Genomic DNA, 15,964 nt, shown 5'->3' with positions numbered 1-15,964 from the left:
GAAACTCTCGGTCTCGCTGTTTGAGTGCATTATTCATATGATTTACCTATGAATAGCAACTTTTTGCATATTTGCATTACTCAATCGACGATTGCTAGCGTGACAACGTATCGTTCCAGCGCAGGAACGGACGGAGGTCATGATGTCAATTGAAACCCGCCAACTGCGGTATTTCATTGCCGTGGCCGAAGAGCGTCACTTCGGGAACGCTGCTGATCGCCTCATGATGGCCCAGCCTCCCCTCTCCCAGCAGATCAAGCAGTTCGAGAAGAACTTGGGCACCACTCTTCTCACTCGCTCCACTCGGAGCGTCGAACTCACACCCGCTGGCGAGCTGCTCCTCATTCGTGGTCGTCGCATCTTGGAAGAACTCGAGTCGATCGAAGCAAGCGTGCGCCGCGTGGGCGAAGGTTTGCAAGGAATTTTGCGCCTGGGATTCACCGGTACCGCCACCTATGGCATCATGCCTCGCGTGGTTCGCCACGCAGCCAGCAGTTACCCCGGATTAGCTCTCGATGTCACCGGTGAAAAGCTCACCCCCGACCTCGTGGAAGCTCTCGAGTCCAACCGCATCGACATTGCTGTGCTGCGACCACCGGTGTCGAGCTCGACCATCGAATACTCGGTGGTCGCGCAGGAACGCGTCGTCGCCGCATTGCCCGCGAGTTCACCGCTGTGCTCACGCGGGGAACTCGTCATGTCTGACCTAGCCCCACAAGACCTCATTGGTTATCCCAGCAACTCCGCACTTTCGCAAGACCTTGCGGCGGCTTGGCACCAGCTGAATGTGCGGCCCAACTATGTGCAGCGCGTCTCGGAAACCTCTACCCTGCTCTCGCTCGTGGCTGCCGGTGTGGGTGCAGCTCTCGTCCCCGAGTCAGCAACCTCCATCCAGATCGGTGGAACCGTGTTCCTTCCCGTCAAGGATGCGCCCATCTTGGAACTGGCCGTGGCCTGGCGCCGCAATGACGTCTCTCCCGCCGTCCAACGCTTTATCCCCTTCCTTTCCAACCTCATTCAGACCAACCAACAGGAACTCGCCGCATGAAAATAACTCAGGTAGAAGCAATTCCTTACAACATCCCCATGCGCAAGCCTCTGTTGTTTGCCAGCGGAAGCATGGACCAAGCAGACCATGTCCTGCTGCGCATCACCACCGATGACGGCCTAGTGGGTATTGCCGACATTCCACCCCGCCCCTACACCTACGGTGAAACCCAGCAGGGCATCATCACCGTCATTAACACCCTCTTTGCCCCCTTCCTCCTCGGGGAAGACCCCTTCAACCGCAACGTGATCCTGGCCAAAATGGCCCGCACGGTGGGAAACTATGCCACCAAGGGTGGTGTTGACATCGCCATCTGGGACCTCATCGGTCAGTCCGTGGGCAAGTCCGTGCACTCGCTACTCGGTGGCTTCCAGGACTCCATTCGCGTGTCCCACATGGTGGGATTTGCCAGCCCTGAAGAGATGGTGGCGGAGGCAGAGGAATACCGCAACGACCTCGGCATCACCGCGTTCAAGGTGAAAGTGGGACGACGCCCCGTCAGTCTCGACATCGAAGCCTGCATTGCCCTGCGCGAAGCACTCGGCCCCGACGTGGACCTCTACTTCGACGCAAACCGTGGCTGGACCGCCGAAGAAGCTCTCTATGTCGCCCGCAGCTGTGCCGACATCAACTTCCTCTACCTCGAAGAGCCCTGCGATGCCCTCGACGTAATGGGTCGTCGTCGACTCGTGGAGAAGTCCCCCATCACGATCGTCGCCGATGAGAGCGTTCCCTCCTTGGGCGACGTGGCTCGGGAACTCCACACCGGGGGCGCTTCGGCTATCAGCATCAAGACCGCACGCACAGGCTTCTCAGAATCTCAAAAGATTCTGGGGCTATGTGAAGGTCTCGGCGTCGACGTGATCATGGGTAACCAGATTGATTCCATGCTCGGTTCGGTCGCCACCGTCACCTTCGGTGCAGCGTTCCGCCACTCTTCTCGTCGTGCTGCAGAGCTATCCAACTTCCTCGAATTTGGCGACTACCTCAACCAGGAACCCCTCGTCATTGCAGACGGCAAGATTGCAGCTCCCACGACCCCCGGCTTGGGTGCAAAGATTGACGAATCCAAGCTCAGCCACTACCGAATTGATGGGAAGTAAGAACACATGCTTTTTCTCGCACACATGGTTGTGAATCTTCCCCCCTCGATGCCCGAGGCCGAAGCAACTGCGATTCGCGCGAAGGAACGCGAATACTCCCAGGCACTTCAGCGCGATGGACGCTGGGTGGAACTCTGGCGCGTGGTCGGCGAATACGCCAACTATTCCGTTTTTGATGTTCACGACAACGACGAGTTGCACACCCTCTTGAGCGGTTTGCCCCTCTTCCCCTACATGAACATCACCGTTACCCCCCTTGCGCGGCACCCGTCTCGCATTGCCGAAAAACCCTAACGAGCACCAACCCATCACATTGATTCAAAGGAGAAACACTATGTCCGACGAAAGCTACGAAGCAGAGACCACCGCAAAAGCTGCGGAATCTGGCAACAAGGCAACCGAGCGCTTCCTGCAGAACACGGCATTCGCCAACGTTCAGGCAGACCAGGCACGCATCAGCCGTATCGCATCTCGTGTGATCAAGGCCATGAACGATGCGGTCATCGAAGAAGAAGTCACCTACGACGAATACAACATTCTCAAGGCATGGCTCATCAAGATGGGCAACGACGGCGAATGGCCCCTGTTCCTCGACGTGTGGCTCGAGCACTCGGTCGAAGCAGTACACAACTCGGCTAAAAAGGGCACCAAGGGCACCATTGAAGGACCCTACTATGTTCCCAACGCTCCTCAGCAGAACACTCCTGCCACCATCGAGATGCGTGCAGACGAGCCCGGTACTCCCCTCAAGTTCCACGGTAACGTCACCGCTGTGGACGGCACTCCTCTGAAGAACGCCGTGATCGAACTGTGGCACGCCGATGACCTCGGCTTCTACTCGCAGTACGCTCCTGGCCTGCCTGAGTGGAACCTTCGTGGAACCTTCATCGCAGATGAGAACGGATACTACGAAATCCACACCGTGCAGCCCGCCCCCTACCAGATCCCCACCGAGGGTGCCTGTGGTCAGCTCATCTCTGCAGCTGGATGGCACGCATGGCGTCCCGCTCACCTGCACATCAAGGTGACTGCTCCTGGTTACGACCTCATCACCACTCAGCTTTACTTCGATGGTGGCGACTACCTGGACAGCGACGTTGCCGGCGCTGTGAAGCCTGAGCTTGTGCTTCGTCCAACACTTAGCGCAGACGGTACCAACGCAGACGCGAAGTATGACTTCGTTCTCGACCCTGCCTAAACAGCACACACGAGTAAAGGCCCCGCAGAAATGCGGGGCCTTTACTCATTCTCCTGAGGTTGCAGGACGTTTCTGTATTAGTTACTCATCATGCCTTGGCCGGGGGCAGGCATGTTCTCAAAGTTGCCCTCCTCGAGGTCTTTGAGCATGTCCTTCATGTGCTGTTCGAAGTCCTCGTCGCCCATCATCTCGTCACCGGGCATGATCTGGACCGGACCGTCATACATCACGCGGGGCTGGTGGTCATCGAAACCTCCGCCAAAGAAGCTCCCCACGAGAGCAATCCAGGCCGCGAAGAAGGCGGTTCCAATAATGATCAAGGCGCCACTGACAGACACCGCAATAATCGCGGGAACGTTACGGACACCCGCTTTGTGGGACCAAATCCAGGCGATGATACCCATAGCCAGTGCAGGGACCTGGAAGAAGACGGCAAAGACAAGTGCCACAATACCCAGGGTCTGACCGGGGTAGGGAGTGTGGACTGCGGGTGTGGCAACGACGGGCTCGGTCACAGCAGGCGCAGGCTGGGCTGCAGCCTTCTTCGCGGTGGACTTCGTAGCCGGTGCTGCGGGTTCTTCAGTGGGGTCGTAGGACGCGGGGGTGGACTTAGCCATGAGTTCTCCAATGGGATGCGATAGCACCACGGTACTGAAGAACCCTATGTGTGAGCTGTGAATCAGCTCCGCCCCAGCTGTATGGCTAGTGGGCGTCGGAGGTGACGTGAACCTTGACCTGAGTCTTGTCGTTGATCACTGCGTCGTAAGCGGAGGTTGCCTCAGCCACGGGCACCGTCTTGGTGACCAACTTGGACAAATCAAGCCCTGTCCGTGACAGGAACCGAATAGTCTCAGGCCACACCCCCGGAGAGCCAATAATGCCGCGAATCTGGAGTTGCTTCGCCTGAATCAGCCCCAGCTTCGCGGGGGCGCTTCTGCCCACATCAATCCCAATGTTGACCAAGCGGGCCTTGAACGCGGCCACTTCTAACGTTGCCGCCATCGCACTGGGGTGACCACTCGCTTCAAACACCACGCTTGCACCACCGCGGGTCGCCTCGAGTGCTGCCTCCACAAAGCTCTCACTACTCGGGTCCAGAACGCCTTCTGCGCCGAGTTCGAGGGCGAGTTGGGCACGAGCCTCAGAGGGCTCTGCAATCAGAACCCGCACACCCTTGGCGGCAGCGGCAGCTACCACACCTAAACCGATAGGGCCTGCCCCAAAGACAATGGCCGTGTCGGAAGCATCCAAGTTGTCTGCTTTCAGCGTGGCGTTGTAGCCACAGCTAAAAGGCTCTACCAGGGCACCTTGTGTCCAGCTGAGGTTGTCAGGGATCTTGTGCAACCAGGCGGCTTTAGCCACAAAGTATTCCGACATGGCACCGTTCATGGTGAAACCAAAGTGGTCCACTTCACTCACCACACACTCGCCCACCACACGATCACCAGCACGCAATGATGAGACAGAGGCGCCCACCTCCATAACCTCAGCCGACCACTCGTGGCCGGGGGTCACCGGGAATCGAAAGGGCAGGATGTAGCGCCCCTCGAGCAGGACGATATCGGAGTGACAGATACCGACCGAGCGCGCGGCGAGCAGAACTTCATCGGCTCCGATCTGTGGCACCGGGATGTCATTCACGACATAGGAACCAGCGGAAACAAATTGGAGTGCCTTCATGGAACGTCCTGCCTGTGATCAGCGAGATTACAACTCTCCACACTGTGACACAACAGAGAGTACTGTGACAACGGACGTGTTCACCGAATGCGCAATTCTCAACACGAAGGATGGGCAATGACTGCTCCGCGTAAAGCTCTGGTCGTGGGTGTCACCGGCATTTCGGGCAATAACATCGCTCGGGAACTTGTCGCCCAAGGGTGGACCGTCTATGGCCTGTCCCGCACCCCCGGTAAAGAAATTGCCGAGGTTCACCACGTCTACGCAGATGTCTCGAATCCTGAAGGTCTGACTGAGAAGATCGGGAACCTCGGCATCACCCACCTGTTTTTCTGCACCTGGTCACGCCACGCCACCGAAGCCGAAAACTGTGTCGCCAACAAGGCCATGGTGGAGAACACCCTCGAGGCAGTGAACTCCCAGACTCCCCTCACGCATGCACTTCTCGTAACCGGTCTCAAGCACTATCTGGGCTCCTTTGAGGAATATGGCAAGAACCCCGCAGACACCCCTTTCCACGAAAGCGAAGCACGCCTACCCGGTCTGAACTTTTACTACGACCAAGAAGACGCCCTCTTTGCCGGCGCCGAGAAGTATGGCTACACCTGGTCGGTGCACCGTCCCCACACCATGATTGGCTATGCCCTCGGCAATGTGATGAACATGGGCGTCACGCTGGCCGTCTATGCCTCCCTCTGCAGAGCAACCGGAACACCATTTGTATTCCCCGGCTCCCCCGAGCAATACAACGGCGTGACCGACGTGACCGACAGCCGCATCTTGGCCAAGCATGCCCTGTGGTCATCGACCTCAGAACAGGGCCGCAACCAGGCTTTCAACACCGTCAACGGGGAAGTGTTCCGTTGGCGCCACCTGTGGCGAGAAATTGCCGACTACTTTGGCCTCGAAGACCCTGGATATCCGGAACAACTCAGCCCACTCGAACCCCGCATGGCGGAGGCCGACAGCGTCTGGGCATCCCTCGTCGCTGAACACGGCCTCCAGCCCCTCACAGCCAGCGAGCTGGCTTCCTGGTGGCACACCGATGCAGACCTTGGACGAACCTCGGAAACTTTTGCAGACATGAGTAAATCCCGGGAAGCGGGCTTCCTGGAATATCAGACCACGCTGACATCTTTCACAGATCTTTTCGATCGCTTGCGCGCAGAAAAGATCATTCCGAACTAGCTCGAAACCGGTTAGGCCGGGTGAATACCGAACGACTGTGCCAGCCGGTCGATCTTTTCTGCACGAGCCAGGCGGGGTGGGTCGCTGCCGTCGCGCACGACGCGGCCACGTGCTTCAAAGTCCGCCAAGAAACTGCGTGCCCAGGACACATCAGACTGCGTGGGGCTCATCGCCTCATTGATCACGGCGATCTGCTCATTGTCTAAGCACAGTTTGCCGGTCATGCCCAGTGAGTGCGCATGCAGTGTCTTGTCGCGCAAGAGCGAGTAGTTGGCGTCCACGGTGGGGCCGTCGATAGGCCCTGGAATGTTTCCAATGCGGCTGGCCAAAACAAGGCGTGACCGTGGATAGGCCAAGGCGATGTCTTCCACGCTGGCGCCGGTGTCCCGGCGATAGTCACCACTGCCAAAGGCAAGACGGAAGATTCCTTCCGCAGAGGCAATATCGCGAGCTTCTTCGATACCCAGTGCAGTCTCCACGAGTGCGAGAACGGGCTTATCTCCGCCCAAACGGTGGAAAGTCTCAGAGACTTGGTCGCCACTTTCGGTCTTCGCCAGCATGACGCCGAGTAGTCCGGGAACACCGCGCAATTCGTCGAGATCATCAGCCCAGAAGTCTGACGGACGGTCATTGATACGCACCCAGGCCTGATTACCGGCTTCAAGCCATGTGACGATGTCGCTGCGCACACCAGCCTTGAGGGCGGGGTCTACACCGTCTTCGACATCGAGAACAATCTGGTCAGGGTGGGCCACGACAGCTTGGTCGTAGAACTCAGGGTTGGTGCCGTTCACCAAATACCAGGAACGAGAAATTTCAGCAGAAATCATGAGGGATGCCAATGCACTAGAAAACGAGCCCACCACAGCGGTGGGACATGGAAAAAGCTGATTGCCTACTCAGCGAAGAAGTCAGTCAGAGTTCGTGCCACATCTAATGGCTTCTCAACGACTGCCTGGTGAGATGTTCCAGGAATAATAACCTGCCGGGCTCCAGGAACTTCGTGGGCAATCTGGGCGCCAGCTTCAGGTGTGGCTGCAGGATCTACTTCCCCCGAAATAACGAGGACAGGGATCTTGATATCAGCCAAGAAAGGACGTGCGTCATACGACCCTAGCGCGTTACAGACCTGGATGTAGCCGGCGTCCTGGGTTGCAGCGACCATAGAGAGCAACTTTTCGGTGGTGCCGGGGTCTTTCGCGGGGAAATCTGGAGCAAACCAGCGCGCAGGTGTGGTGGTCACCACCGCAACCGTTCCGCTGGATTCAACGAGCGCGATGCGCTCTGCCCAAGCATCTGTGCCACCGAAGTAGGGAGAGGAACAGACCACCGCAGAGTGCTTCACGCGCTCCGGATATGCAAGGGCGAGCTCCAGTGCCACGCCGCCAGCAACCGAGACTCCGGCGTAGTCAAAGGTGGAAATACCGAGTTCATCCGCCATCGCAATGACCGCGGATGCGAGCTCTGCGAGTGTGAAATCTTCGGGAGCAACGGCGGCCTGGCCGTGACCGGGAAGATCCCATCGCACGATGGTGTGTGCAGCAGCCAGGGTGGGCAGAGCCAGATCCCAGAGGTGAGTATCGGTTCCCAGAGAGTTCCCCAGAATGAGGACATTCGTGGCAGATGCCAACTGTTCAGCCGTCGCATCGGTGCGAGGAATGAGGTGAGGAATAGCCACGAGTGAATCCTTTACTTTTCTACTCTGTAACCAACAACCGGTTACGGTCATCGGTTGCTTCGGTATAGCCGTGAGGAACAGGCTTGCCCTGTTCATCGAGACTGACAAAAACGATGTGGTCCACCGTGAGAATACTCTTCTGGGTGATCATGTTGCGCACTTCTGCACGCATCGTCAGTGAGGTACGACCAAACTTGGTGGCCACAAGTCCCATTTCGATGATGTCGCCCTTGATGGCAGAGCTCACGAAGTTGATTTCCGACACCAGCTTGGTCACTACCCGGCGGTTGCCTAATTGCAGGATGGTGTAAATCGTGGCTTCTTCGTCGATCCATTTGAGCAAGCTGCCACCGAAGAGGGTGCCGTTGGCATTGAGGTCTTCGGGTCGCACCCATTTACGGGTCTTGAAGGCAATAGAGTCGGTCACCTTTTCATGCTAGAACATGCAGACCAACCGCAACCCAGAAGGCCAGCAAAATGAACGGTCCAAAGGCAATTCGTCTCTGAGAGTGGGATTTTTTGCCCGATTCTGTGCGCTTGTCTCTCCTGCGCACACGATCAACGGCCAGAACGACAACCGACACAATCCCGCCGAACAGGAAGGCCAGCGCGACAGAGAGCATGGTCATCTCAAACCCCATCAACCCAGCCGCTCCCCCGACAATCCCGGCCAACTTCACATCTCCCATGCCCATGCCTCCGAACCACGCCAGTACAAGTAAGAACCCGAAGTAGGCGGCAGCAGAGAATATCGACACCCAGGGCAGTTCTCCAGAAGACACAAGACTCCCCACCCACGCAACCACCAGGACTGCATAGCCAGGAACCACCCATGCATTGGGGAGTCGATGCTGCCGAACATCAATCACCACCAGGGGAATGGTGACGACTGCAAGATAGAGCAGCGGAAACAGTTGCCAGACGTTCATCCTGCGAGGTTAATGCAGAAAGCCCCCGGCAGGCGGGGGCTTTCCACAGTCCGCGGGTGAGCCAACGAGGAGTGTTCTCCTCCTTGAGCTTTTCGCGGGGCGTTTAGAGGATCTCCTGGCGCTCCAGGAGGTCGGTGACAAGCGCTGCAATCGCGGAGCGCTCGGAGCGGGTCAGGGTGATGTGACCAAAGAGGGGTTGGCCTTTCAGACTTTCAATCACACTGGCAATACCGTCGTGACGACCAACCCGGAGGTTGTCGCGCTGGGCGACATCGTGGGTCAAGATCACACGCGAGTTCTGACCAATTCGACTGAGCACTGTGAGCAGAACATTTCGTTCAAGCGACTGCGCCTCATCCACGATGACGAAGGCATCGTGGAGAGAGCGACCACGGATGTGCGTCAGGGGCAGCACTTCAAGAATGCCGCGGTCCACGACTTCGTTCATCACGTTGTCCGAGACGAGCGCACCGAGCGTGTCGAAGATGGCCTGACCCCACGGGTTCATCTTCTCGTCTTTGTCACCGGGGAGGTAACCCAGCTCTTGGCCGCCCACGGCGTAGAGGGGGCGGAAGACAATGATCTTCTTGTGCTGCTGGCGCTCCAGCACAGCTTCTAAACCAGCGCACAGAGCCAGTGCCGACTTCCCCGTCCCGGCGGATCCTCCGAGCGAGATGATGCCCATGCTGGGGTCGAGAAGCATGTCAATAGCCAGGCGCTGCTCGGCTGAACGGCCGTGCAACCCAAAGAGGTCACGATCGCCGCGAACCAGGGTAATCTCACCCTTGTCCACCACGCGGCCCAAAGCAGACCCGCGGTCCGAGTGGATCACGAGTCCCGTGTTGATGGGGGCGTCCTTGACCAGGCTGCTGCGCAGACCTTCCTCTTCATAGAGGATGGCCATCTCATCTGAGCTGAGGGTGACTTCTTCCATGCCGGTCCAGCCACTATCGACAGCGAGCTCGGCACGGTATTCCTCGGCACTCATGCCAATAGAAGAAGCCTTGACGCGCATGGGGAGGTCCTTGGAGACCACGGTGACGTTGAGGCCGTCGTTGGCAAGGTTCATCGCCACAGCCAAGATGCGGCTGTCGTTATCCCCGAGTTGCAAGCCGGAGGGAAGCACAGCTTGGTTGGAGTGGTTCAGTTCAACCCGGAGCGAACCACCTTCTCCGATGGGGATAGGAAAGTCGAGGCGTTCGTGCTTGACGCGCAGATCATCGAGGATACGCAACGCCTGACGGGCGAAGTATCCAATCTCTGGATCATGCCGCTTTTTCTCGAGCTCACTAATCACCACCACCGGGATAACCACCGCATGCTCCGCAAAGCGAAACAGTGCCTGGGGGTCAGACAACAAAACCGAGGTATCTAAGACATAGACACGCTCGGTTGTAGAGGAGGAAGTGGGCTTCTGGCGCTGACCGGATTGACCAGTCTTAGCGCCACTACTTTGTGGGCTCATGTGATGAAAGTACGACCGTGATGACACACAACCTGCGCGACACGCCCTGTGTTCATCTAAGTGTCACCGCAAAGAAATCTTCGGGGAAAAACTAGCCGCCGAAACGACGCTCGCGACGAGAGTAGTCACGCATCGCCCGCAAGAAGTCGACCTCACGCAGATCAGGGTAGAGCGCTTCCACGAAGTAGAACTCGGAATGGGCGCTTTGCCACAACATGAAATCAGAAAGCCGCTGTTCCCCTGAGGTACGAATGACCAAGTCAGGGTCTGGCAGCCCGCCGGTATAAAGGTGATCGCTGATCAGCTCGGGGGTCAATTTTTCTGCCAAGTCATCCAGGCTGCCGCCCTGGCCCTGATGTTCGGCAATGATACTGCGCACAGCGTCGGCGATTTCTGCCCGGCCGCCGTATCCGATCGCGAGGTTCACGTGCAGGCCTGTGTTGTTCTCGGTGCGTGCTTCGGCATCCAGAAGGGTGTTGAGCAGGGCAGGCGGGAGGACATCGTCCTTGCCCACGTGGTTGATCTTCCAGTTACGGAAATGAGAAAGGCCTTCAGCCAGCTCGCCGATAATGCCGTACAGCTCAGAAAGCTCCCCCTGGTCGCGACCGGTCAGGTTATCGGTAGAGAGGAGATAGAGGGTGACCATGCCGATGCCGATTTCGTCACACCAAACCAGAAACTCTGGAACCTTCTGCGCCCCGGCACGGTGACCGTGTGAAGGGTTCTCCAAGAACCGCTCTCTGGCCCACCGGCGGTTCCCGTCGACAATCATTCCAATGTGGTGTGGAAGATTCTCTTTGTTGAGCCCCCGACGTAGCCGCTTTTGGTACAGGCCGTAGAGCAGTCCTGTCTTGTTTGCGCGCGACATCACGTCCCCGACTTTACCGAACGCAGGCCTTCCACGGCAGGGGTTGAGCCCGCCAGTCTCACATTGGACGCTCAGCTTTATTTCAGCCTGAGGCGTAGGCTCGGGGCATGGGCTTGCCACTACTCGACGATACACAAGCACATCCCCCGGTTGAGGTGAAACCCACCTGGCGCGGTTGGATCCATGCCGGGACGTTCCCGCTGACGATAGTTGCCGGCATTGTGCTGATTGTCTTAGCCGAGGGTCCCGCCGCGAAATTGAGCTCGGCGGTTTTCATGCTGACCTCCATGATGCTTTTTGGGATCTCTGCGCTGTATCACCGCTTCAATTGGAAGCCCCGCACCAAGGTGATGCTCAAGCGCTTTGATCATGCCAACATCTTCTTGCTCATTGCCGGCACCTACACACCGCTTGCCGTATTGGCCCTCCCGCCCAGTAAAGGTATTTTGCTCCTCGTTCTGGTCTGGGGCGGAACGATTCTGGGCATAGCCTTCCGCGTGTTCTGGGTACACGCCCCCCGCTGGCTGTATGTGGCGTTGTACATTCTGCTGGGCTGGGCTTCCATGATGTACATCGTGGATCTCTTCCAGGCCAATGTGGCCATGATGGTGCTTGTGGTCGTGGGCGGCCTGGCCTACACCGTGGGCGCGGTGGTGTACGGCCTCAAGAAACCTAATCCCATTCCTGGGGTATTCGGATTCCACGAGATATTCCACACCCTCACCGTGGTGGCGTTTATGTGCCACTGGACGGCAATCTTGCTGATTGCCATGAACCCCGTTTATAACGCGTAAAGCATTAAGGCTGGGCGGGCTTGGCCTGGGCTTCAGCAGCTTCTTCAGCATCCAACTTCTCTTGGATATCTGCACGCATGTTTACCTTACGCATCCGGCGAACCATGTCCAGCAGAAGCAGCACGGTCAGGATGGCCACAAACGCGGTGGCGACGAAACCGACAACACCGGGAGACACTAATTGAGGATCAATAGTCTCTTCAGCAAACAACACGGTTCCTCCACAGGGCGTTCTAGCCAATAGCCTTGTTAACACAGTACCGTGACCCGGCTGTGAAAACCCTGCCCAAGGAGCCCGATGAGCACCGAGACCACTCTCGACGACCGCTATGGTCGCAGCGGGAACAAACGTGGTCCCCTCCGTCGGAATCTCGGTGTGATCATTACATCAGCGGTAATCATTTGTGGTCTCGTCGTCTGGGCCATCTCCACCGATGCGTTGGGGTTTGGCCCTCAGGTGGACACGCGAGATCTCGGCTATAGCAACCTCACCGAGACGAGCGTCACGATCGATTTCGAAGTGACGGCAACCCCAGGACATGATGTGGCGTGCGCCGTGCAGGCTCTGAATACGTCTTTTGCAATTGTGGGATGGAAAGTTTTTGTCTACCCCGCCTCCGATCAGCGCATTCGCGATATGAGCGAAACAATTCTGACGAGTGAACCAGCCACCACCGGTTTGGTTTACGAATGTTGGCTCACCTAGGCTGAAAGCTATGGCTACCGAAGAAATCAAAGAGACCTGGCTCACCCAGGAGGCGTATGACCGCCTCAAGGGAGAACTCGACACCCTGAGCGTTCAAGGCCGTGAAGAGATTGCCAAGCGTATTGAAGCCGCCCGCGAAGAGGGAGACCTCAAGGAAAACGGCGGATACCACGCAGCCAAGGACGAGCAGGGCAAGATTGAGGCGCGGATTCGCACCCTCACCGCTCTCCTTAAGGACGTCACAGTGGGCGAAGCCCCCGAAAGCTCAGGTGTGGTAGAGACCGGCACCGTGATCACCGCGAAGATCGCCGGTGACGAATCTGTCTTCCTGCTCGGCAACCGCGAAATCGCTGCGGGCACGGACTACACCGTCTATAGCGAAAGCAGCCCCATGGGAGCTGCCATCCTGGGCCTCAAGGTCGGAGAGAAAACCGTCTTTACTGCTCCCAACGGCAAAGACATCGAGGTCGAGGTTCTCGACGTCGCCACCTTCACGGGCTAGAACATTTAACCGAGAATGCCTCCCCAGCCGGGGAGGCATTCTGTCGTTAATGCTTAGATGTCGTCGCTGATGCGAACTTTGAAACCTTCATCGCGCAGCGCCTTGACGACCTGCTTGCGGTGTTCTTTGCCACGGGTTTCGATGTGAAGTTCCAGTTCGACCTCGCTGATCTGCAAACCACGTCCGTGACGGGTGTGCAGCACCTCGACCACGTTAGCGTTCTGCTCGGACACGATTTCCGCCGTGCGAGCAAGCTGACCTGGGCGGTCGGGAAGCATGACACGGAGTTTGAGGTAACGCTCCGAGGCGGCAAGTCCGTGACCGACGATGCGCTGCAACAGCAGGGGATCGATATTTCCACCGGAAAGAATGGCAACCGTCTTGCCCGCGTTTTTGATCTTCTTGGCCATGATCGCGGCCACGCCCACAGCACCTGCGGGTTCTACGACAAGTTTGGCGCGCTCGAGCAACATGACGAGGGCGCGTGCGGTGTCATCGTCGGAGACAGTGACAACTTCATCCACAGTGTCTTTGATGATGTCAAAGTTCAGGGTTCCTGGACGCGCCACAGCGATACCGTCACAGATGGTGGGGTGAACTTCCACATTGACAGGCTCCCCCGCTGCGAGGGAGGGAGGATATGCAGCTGCATTCTCTGCCTGGACACCGATAATGCGCACGGTGCGACCGAGGGTCACCGCCTTCTGCTTGACGGCAGAAGCCACACCAGAGATCAGACCGCCACCACCGATGGGCACGATGATGGTGTCCACATCAGGGACTTCATCGAGGATTTCCAGCCCCAATGTTCCTTGACCGGTGATGACGTGCTCGTGGTCAAAGGGGGCGATGAAGATACCGCCCGTTTCGGTCGCGAATTCCTTGGCTGCCTTGAGTGATTCGTTAAAGATGTGGCCGGTGAGCACAACCTCGGCACCGTATTCACGGGTTGCTTCCAGCTTGGGCAGAGCAACACCCTGCGGCATGAAGATGGTCGCCTTGATACCCAGTTCTCGAGCAGCCAGGGCGACACCTTGAGCATGGTTTCCCGCCGAGGCAGCAATGACGCCTTTAGCTCGTTCCTCTGCCGTGAGCTGAGACAAGCGGTTATACGCACCACGAAGCTTGTAGCTTCCGGTGCGCTGCAGGTTCTCGCACTTGAGGAATACTTCAGATCCGAGCACGCCCGTGAGGTAACGCGAGGTTTCCATCGGCGTAGCCTGTGCGACCATCGCCACGGTGGCGCGGGCAGCCTCAAACTCAGCCAGAGTGGGGCCAGCGACGTGCTTTACGGTCATAACCAAATCCTAGAGGAGCACACCCCTAGAACTTGCCACCCATCTCGTGAAGTCGCTCGATGCGTTCGGCAATAGGCGGGTGGGTGGAGAGAAAACGTTCTGCGAGCCCAGGCTTCTCGGGGTCAGCAATCCACATGTGAGCCATGCTCGAACTCTGCCGCTGGAGGGGTCGACCGTATGCACCCAGTTTCTGCAGTGCGCTGGCCAAAGCTTCGGGGTGGCGGGTGGAGAGAGCCCCCGTGGCATCGGCGAGATATTCACGTTGCCGGGAAACGGCGAGCTGCACGAGCGTCGCGATGAGAGGAGCGATCAGCATGGCAACGAGACCAAAGATCATCACCACAGGGTTTCCGCCGTTGTTGTCGCGACGGTTTCCTGCAAACAGGGACATGCGCAGCAACATGTCGGCCAGGAAACCAACGGCCACGACAAGGCCAAAGACAATCATGGACACCCGAATGTCATAGTTGCGGACATGGCCAAGTTCATGGGCCATGATGCCTTCGAGTTCGGCATCATCTATGAGGTCAAGTAATCCGGAGGTCGCTGCCACCGAGGCATGCTCGGGGTCCCGGCCGGTCGCAAACGCATTGGGTGCTTGGTCGTTGATGATGTAAATCTTGGGCATGGGGGTACCGGTCGCAATACACAGGTTCTCTACGATGCGATAGAGCCGGGGGTTGTCAACTTTCTGTATCTCTATGGCCCCCGCCATCGAAAGTGCTTGTGAACCAGCTAGGTAATACTGGAAAGCGGCATACCCCACAGCAATCACCACGGTGAAGATGGCGATATTGAGATCGCCATAGATATAGGCAGCGAGCCACCCCAAGCCACCGATGATCACAAGAAACACCACCATGATGAGGATGGTGTTGCGTTTATTCGCGGCTATCGCAGAATACATCTGAGGTCCTGCTTCGAGGACGTGTTAGAACTGAATACGGGGAGGTTCAGCAATCGACGCTGCATCTGCAACATCGAAGAAGTCGCGCTTGTCGAACTTCAACTTGTTCGCCCACATGTTGTTGGGGAAGGTCAGAATCTTGGTGTTGAACTCTCGCACGCCACCGTTGTAGAAGCGCCGAGCAGCCTGAATCTTGTCTTCCGTGTCGACGAGTTCACTCTGTAATTGCAGGAAGTTCTCGCTCGCGTGAAGCTGCGGGTATGCCTCCGCCACAGCAAAGATGGACTTCAGTGCGGACTGCATGTGGCCTTCTGCCGCGCCGGCTTCTGCCGGGGTGCTGGCCGAGAGTGTCTCTGCACGCGCCTTGGTGACGGCTTCGAAAACACCCTTTTCGTGAGCCGCATATCCCTTGACCGTCTCGATCAGATTGGGCAGCAGATCCGCTCGGCGCTTGAGCTGAACAGTGATGTCGCTCCATGCCTCATCCACCCGAACGTTGAGAGTGACCAATGCGTTATAGGTCGACCAGAGGTAGATACCAACGATGACGGCGACAACAACGATGATGCCGAGAAGGGGGAGCAGTAAATCCATGCCTCC

The 15,964-nt window shown here is 57.6% G+C and carries 20 protein-coding genes; 8 read left to right on the top strand and 12 right to left on the bottom strand.

The features are described from left to right. Window positions 1-142: 142 nt before the first annotated feature. Genes M2119_RS03960 through catA form a run of 4 tightly spaced genes read left to right on the top strand, consistent with a single transcriptional unit; the run spans window position 143 to window position 3,349 of the window. On the top strand, window positions 143-1,048 hold the full coding sequence (locus M2119_RS03960) for a LysR family transcriptional regulator (RefSeq protein WP_280803657.1): 906 nt from the start codon (window positions 143-145) through the stop codon (window positions 1,046-1,048). Next, the gene (locus tag M2119_RS03955) at window positions 1,045-2,151 is read left to right on the top strand and encodes a mandelate racemase/muconate lactonizing enzyme family protein (protein WP_280803656.1); all 1,107 of its coding nucleotides are present in this window, start codon (window positions 1,045-1,047) and stop codon (window positions 2,149-2,151) included. Before M2119_RS03960 ends, M2119_RS03955 begins: the two co-directional genes overlap by 4 nt. Window positions 2,152-2,157: 6 nt before the next feature. After that, window positions 2,158-2,445: a muconolactone Delta-isomerase gene (catC, locus tag M2119_RS03950; protein WP_280803655.1), complete on the top strand. Its 288-nt coding sequence runs from the start codon at window positions 2,158-2,160 to the stop codon at window positions 2,443-2,445. Between the two features lie 40 nt (window positions 2,446-2,485). Continuing rightward, the gene (catA, locus tag M2119_RS03945; RefSeq protein WP_280803654.1) at window positions 2,486-3,349 is read left to right on the top strand and encodes a catechol 1,2-dioxygenase; all 864 of its coding nucleotides are present in this window, start codon (window positions 2,486-2,488) and stop codon (window positions 3,347-3,349) included. A gap of 77 nt (window positions 3,350-3,426) precedes the next feature. Here catA and M2119_RS03940 read toward each other — a convergent pair whose 3' ends face one another. Next, window positions 3,427-3,966: a hypothetical protein gene (locus tag M2119_RS03940; protein ID WP_280803653.1), complete on the bottom strand. Its 540-nt coding sequence runs from the start codon at window positions 3,964-3,966 to the stop codon at window positions 3,427-3,429. A gap of 85 nt (window positions 3,967-4,051) precedes the next feature. Next, window positions 4,052-5,029, bottom strand: coding sequence for a zinc-dependent alcohol dehydrogenase (locus M2119_RS03935; protein WP_280803652.1), 978 nt, complete (start codon window positions 5,027-5,029; stop codon window positions 4,052-4,054). Window positions 5,030-5,146: 117 nt separating this feature from the next. Here M2119_RS03935 and M2119_RS03930 point away from each other — a divergent pair, with 117 nt between their 5' ends. Further along, a complete protein-coding gene (locus M2119_RS03930) occupies window positions 5,147-6,217 on the top strand; it encodes an SDR family oxidoreductase (RefSeq protein WP_280803651.1) in 1,071 nt (356 codons plus the stop codon). A gap of 11 nt (window positions 6,218-6,228) precedes the next feature. Here the strand turns inward: M2119_RS03930 and M2119_RS03925 are convergent, their stop codons facing one another. From M2119_RS03925 to M2119_RS03900, 6 genes are all read right to left on the bottom strand, one after another. Then, complete coding sequence (locus tag M2119_RS03925) at window positions 6,229-7,047, bottom strand: HpcH/HpaI aldolase/citrate lyase family protein (protein WP_280803650.1); 819 nt, start codon at window positions 7,045-7,047, stop codon at window positions 6,229-6,231. Between the two features lie 65 nt (window positions 7,048-7,112). Then, window positions 7,113-7,895, bottom strand: a complete 783-nt coding sequence (locus tag M2119_RS03920) for an alpha/beta fold hydrolase (RefSeq protein ID WP_280803649.1) — start codon at window positions 7,893-7,895, stop codon at window positions 7,113-7,115. 19 nt (window positions 7,896-7,914) lie between these two features. After that, on the bottom strand, window positions 7,915-8,322 hold the full coding sequence (locus M2119_RS03915; RefSeq protein ID WP_280803648.1) for an acyl-CoA thioesterase: 408 nt from the start codon (window positions 8,320-8,322) through the stop codon (window positions 7,915-7,917). Window positions 8,323-8,326: 4 nt separating this feature from the next. Further along, window positions 8,327-8,824: an A24 family peptidase gene (locus M2119_RS03910; RefSeq protein ID WP_280803647.1), complete on the bottom strand. Its 498-nt coding sequence runs from the start codon at window positions 8,822-8,824 to the stop codon at window positions 8,327-8,329. A gap of 103 nt (window positions 8,825-8,927) precedes the next feature. Continuing rightward, window positions 8,928-10,289: a PhoH family protein gene (locus tag M2119_RS03905; RefSeq protein ID WP_280803646.1), complete on the bottom strand. Its 1,362-nt coding sequence runs from the start codon at window positions 10,287-10,289 to the stop codon at window positions 8,928-8,930. Between the two features lie 91 nt (window positions 10,290-10,380). Beyond that, entirely contained in the window at window positions 10,381-11,157 is a 777-nt protein-coding gene (locus M2119_RS03900) for an isoprenyl transferase (RefSeq protein WP_280804447.1), read from the bottom strand. 107 nt (window positions 11,158-11,264) lie between these two features. Between M2119_RS03900 and trhA the strand changes: the two genes are divergently transcribed. Continuing rightward, window positions 11,265-11,951 carry a PAQR family membrane homeostasis protein TrhA gene (gene trhA, locus M2119_RS03895; protein WP_280803645.1) on the top strand — a complete coding sequence of 229 codons (687 nt, stop codon included), beginning with the start codon at window positions 11,265-11,267 and terminating at the stop codon, window positions 11,949-11,951. 4 nt (window positions 11,952-11,955) lie between these two features. Here the strand turns inward: trhA and M2119_RS03890 are convergent, their stop codons facing one another. Next, on the bottom strand, window positions 11,956-12,192 hold the full coding sequence (locus M2119_RS03890; RefSeq protein WP_280803644.1) for a hypothetical protein: 237 nt from the start codon (window positions 12,190-12,192) through the stop codon (window positions 11,956-11,958). 57 nt (window positions 12,193-12,249) lie between these two features. Between M2119_RS03890 and M2119_RS03885 the strand changes: the two genes are divergently transcribed. Beyond that, a complete protein-coding gene (locus M2119_RS03885) occupies window positions 12,250-12,657 on the top strand; it encodes a DUF4307 domain-containing protein (protein WP_280803643.1) in 408 nt (135 codons plus the stop codon). Between the two features lie 10 nt (window positions 12,658-12,667). Beyond that, the gene (greA, locus tag M2119_RS03880) at window positions 12,668-13,159 is read left to right on the top strand and encodes a transcription elongation factor GreA (protein WP_280803642.1); all 492 of its coding nucleotides are present in this window, start codon (window positions 12,668-12,670) and stop codon (window positions 13,157-13,159) included. 53 nt (window positions 13,160-13,212) lie between these two features. Here greA and ilvA read toward each other — a convergent pair whose 3' ends face one another. Genes ilvA through M2119_RS03865 form a run of 3 tightly spaced genes read right to left on the bottom strand, consistent with a single transcriptional unit; the run spans window position 13,213 to window position 15,958 of the window. Further along, window positions 13,213-14,457 carry a threonine ammonia-lyase gene (gene ilvA, locus M2119_RS03875; RefSeq protein ID WP_280803641.1) on the bottom strand — a complete coding sequence of 415 codons (1,245 nt, stop codon included), beginning with the start codon at window positions 14,455-14,457 and terminating at the stop codon, window positions 13,213-13,215. Window positions 14,458-14,482: 25 nt separating this feature from the next. Beyond that, window positions 14,483-15,364 (bottom strand): M48 family metalloprotease, encoded by an 882-nt coding sequence (locus tag M2119_RS03870; RefSeq protein WP_280803640.1) that lies wholly within the window; start codon window positions 15,362-15,364, stop codon window positions 14,483-14,485. Between the two features lie 24 nt (window positions 15,365-15,388). Further along, window positions 15,389-15,958 (bottom strand): LemA family protein, encoded by a 570-nt coding sequence (locus M2119_RS03865; protein WP_280803639.1) that lies wholly within the window; start codon window positions 15,956-15,958, stop codon window positions 15,389-15,391. Window positions 15,959-15,964: the final 6 nt, after the last annotated feature.

The sequence above is a fragment of the Aurantimicrobium minutum genome, from assembly GCF_029894165.1.
GTDB classification, from domain to species: domain Bacteria; phylum Actinomycetota; class Actinomycetes; order Actinomycetales; family Microbacteriaceae; genus Aurantimicrobium; species Aurantimicrobium minutum_A.
The sequence above is the reverse complement of the archived record's forward strand: the minus strand, read 5'-3'. Positions and strand labels throughout refer to the sequence as shown.

Excerpts from the sequence above, each read along its gene's own strand:
- M2119_RS03960 (WP_280803657.1), top strand. The coding sequence starts at position 143 with ATGTCAATTGAAACCCGCCAACTGCGGTATTTCATTGCCGTGGCCGAA.
- M2119_RS03955 (WP_280803656.1), top strand. The coding sequence starts at position 1,045 with ATGAAAATAACTCAGGTAGAAGCAATTCCTTACAACATCCCCATGCGC.
- catC (WP_280803655.1), top strand. The coding sequence starts at position 2,158 with ATGCTTTTTCTCGCACACATGGTTGTGAATCTTCCCCCCTCGATGCCC.
- catA (WP_280803654.1), top strand. The coding sequence starts at position 2,486 with ATGTCCGACGAAAGCTACGAAGCAGAGACCACCGCAAAAGCTGCGGAA.
- M2119_RS03940 (WP_280803653.1), bottom strand. The coding sequence starts at position 3,966 with ATGGCTAAGTCCACCCCCGCGTCCTACGACCCCACTGAAGAACCCGCA.
- M2119_RS03935 (WP_280803652.1), bottom strand. The coding sequence starts at position 5,029 with ATGAAGGCACTCCAATTTGTTTCCGCTGGTTCCTATGTCGTGAATGAC.
- M2119_RS03930 (WP_280803651.1), top strand. The coding sequence starts at position 5,147 with ATGACTGCTCCGCGTAAAGCTCTGGTCGTGGGTGTCACCGGCATTTCG.
- M2119_RS03925 (WP_280803650.1), bottom strand. The coding sequence starts at position 7,047 with ATGATTTCTGCTGAAATTTCTCGTTCCTGGTATTTGGTGAACGGCACC.
- M2119_RS03910 (WP_280803647.1), bottom strand. The coding sequence starts at position 8,824 with ATGAACGTCTGGCAACTGTTTCCGCTGCTCTATCTTGCAGTCGTCACC.
- M2119_RS03905 (WP_280803646.1), bottom strand. The coding sequence starts at position 10,289 with ATGAGCCCACAAAGTAGTGGCGCTAAGACTGGTCAATCCGGTCAGCGC.
- M2119_RS03900 (WP_280804447.1), bottom strand. The coding sequence starts at position 11,157 with ATGTCGCGCGCAAACAAGACAGGACTGCTCTACGGCCTGTACCAAAAG.
- trhA (WP_280803645.1), top strand. The coding sequence starts at position 11,265 with ATGGGCTTGCCACTACTCGACGATACACAAGCACATCCCCCGGTTGAG.
- M2119_RS03885 (WP_280803643.1), top strand. The coding sequence starts at position 12,250 with ATGAGCACCGAGACCACTCTCGACGACCGCTATGGTCGCAGCGGGAAC.
- greA (WP_280803642.1), top strand. The coding sequence starts at position 12,668 with ATGGCTACCGAAGAAATCAAAGAGACCTGGCTCACCCAGGAGGCGTAT.
- ilvA (WP_280803641.1), bottom strand. The coding sequence starts at position 14,457 with ATGACCGTAAAGCACGTCGCTGGCCCCACTCTGGCTGAGTTTGAGGCT.
- M2119_RS03870 (WP_280803640.1), bottom strand. The coding sequence starts at position 15,364 with ATGTATTCTGCGATAGCCGCGAATAAACGCAACACCATCCTCATCATG.
- M2119_RS03865 (WP_280803639.1), bottom strand. The coding sequence starts at position 15,958 with ATGGATTTACTGCTCCCCCTTCTCGGCATCATCGTTGTTGTCGCCGTC.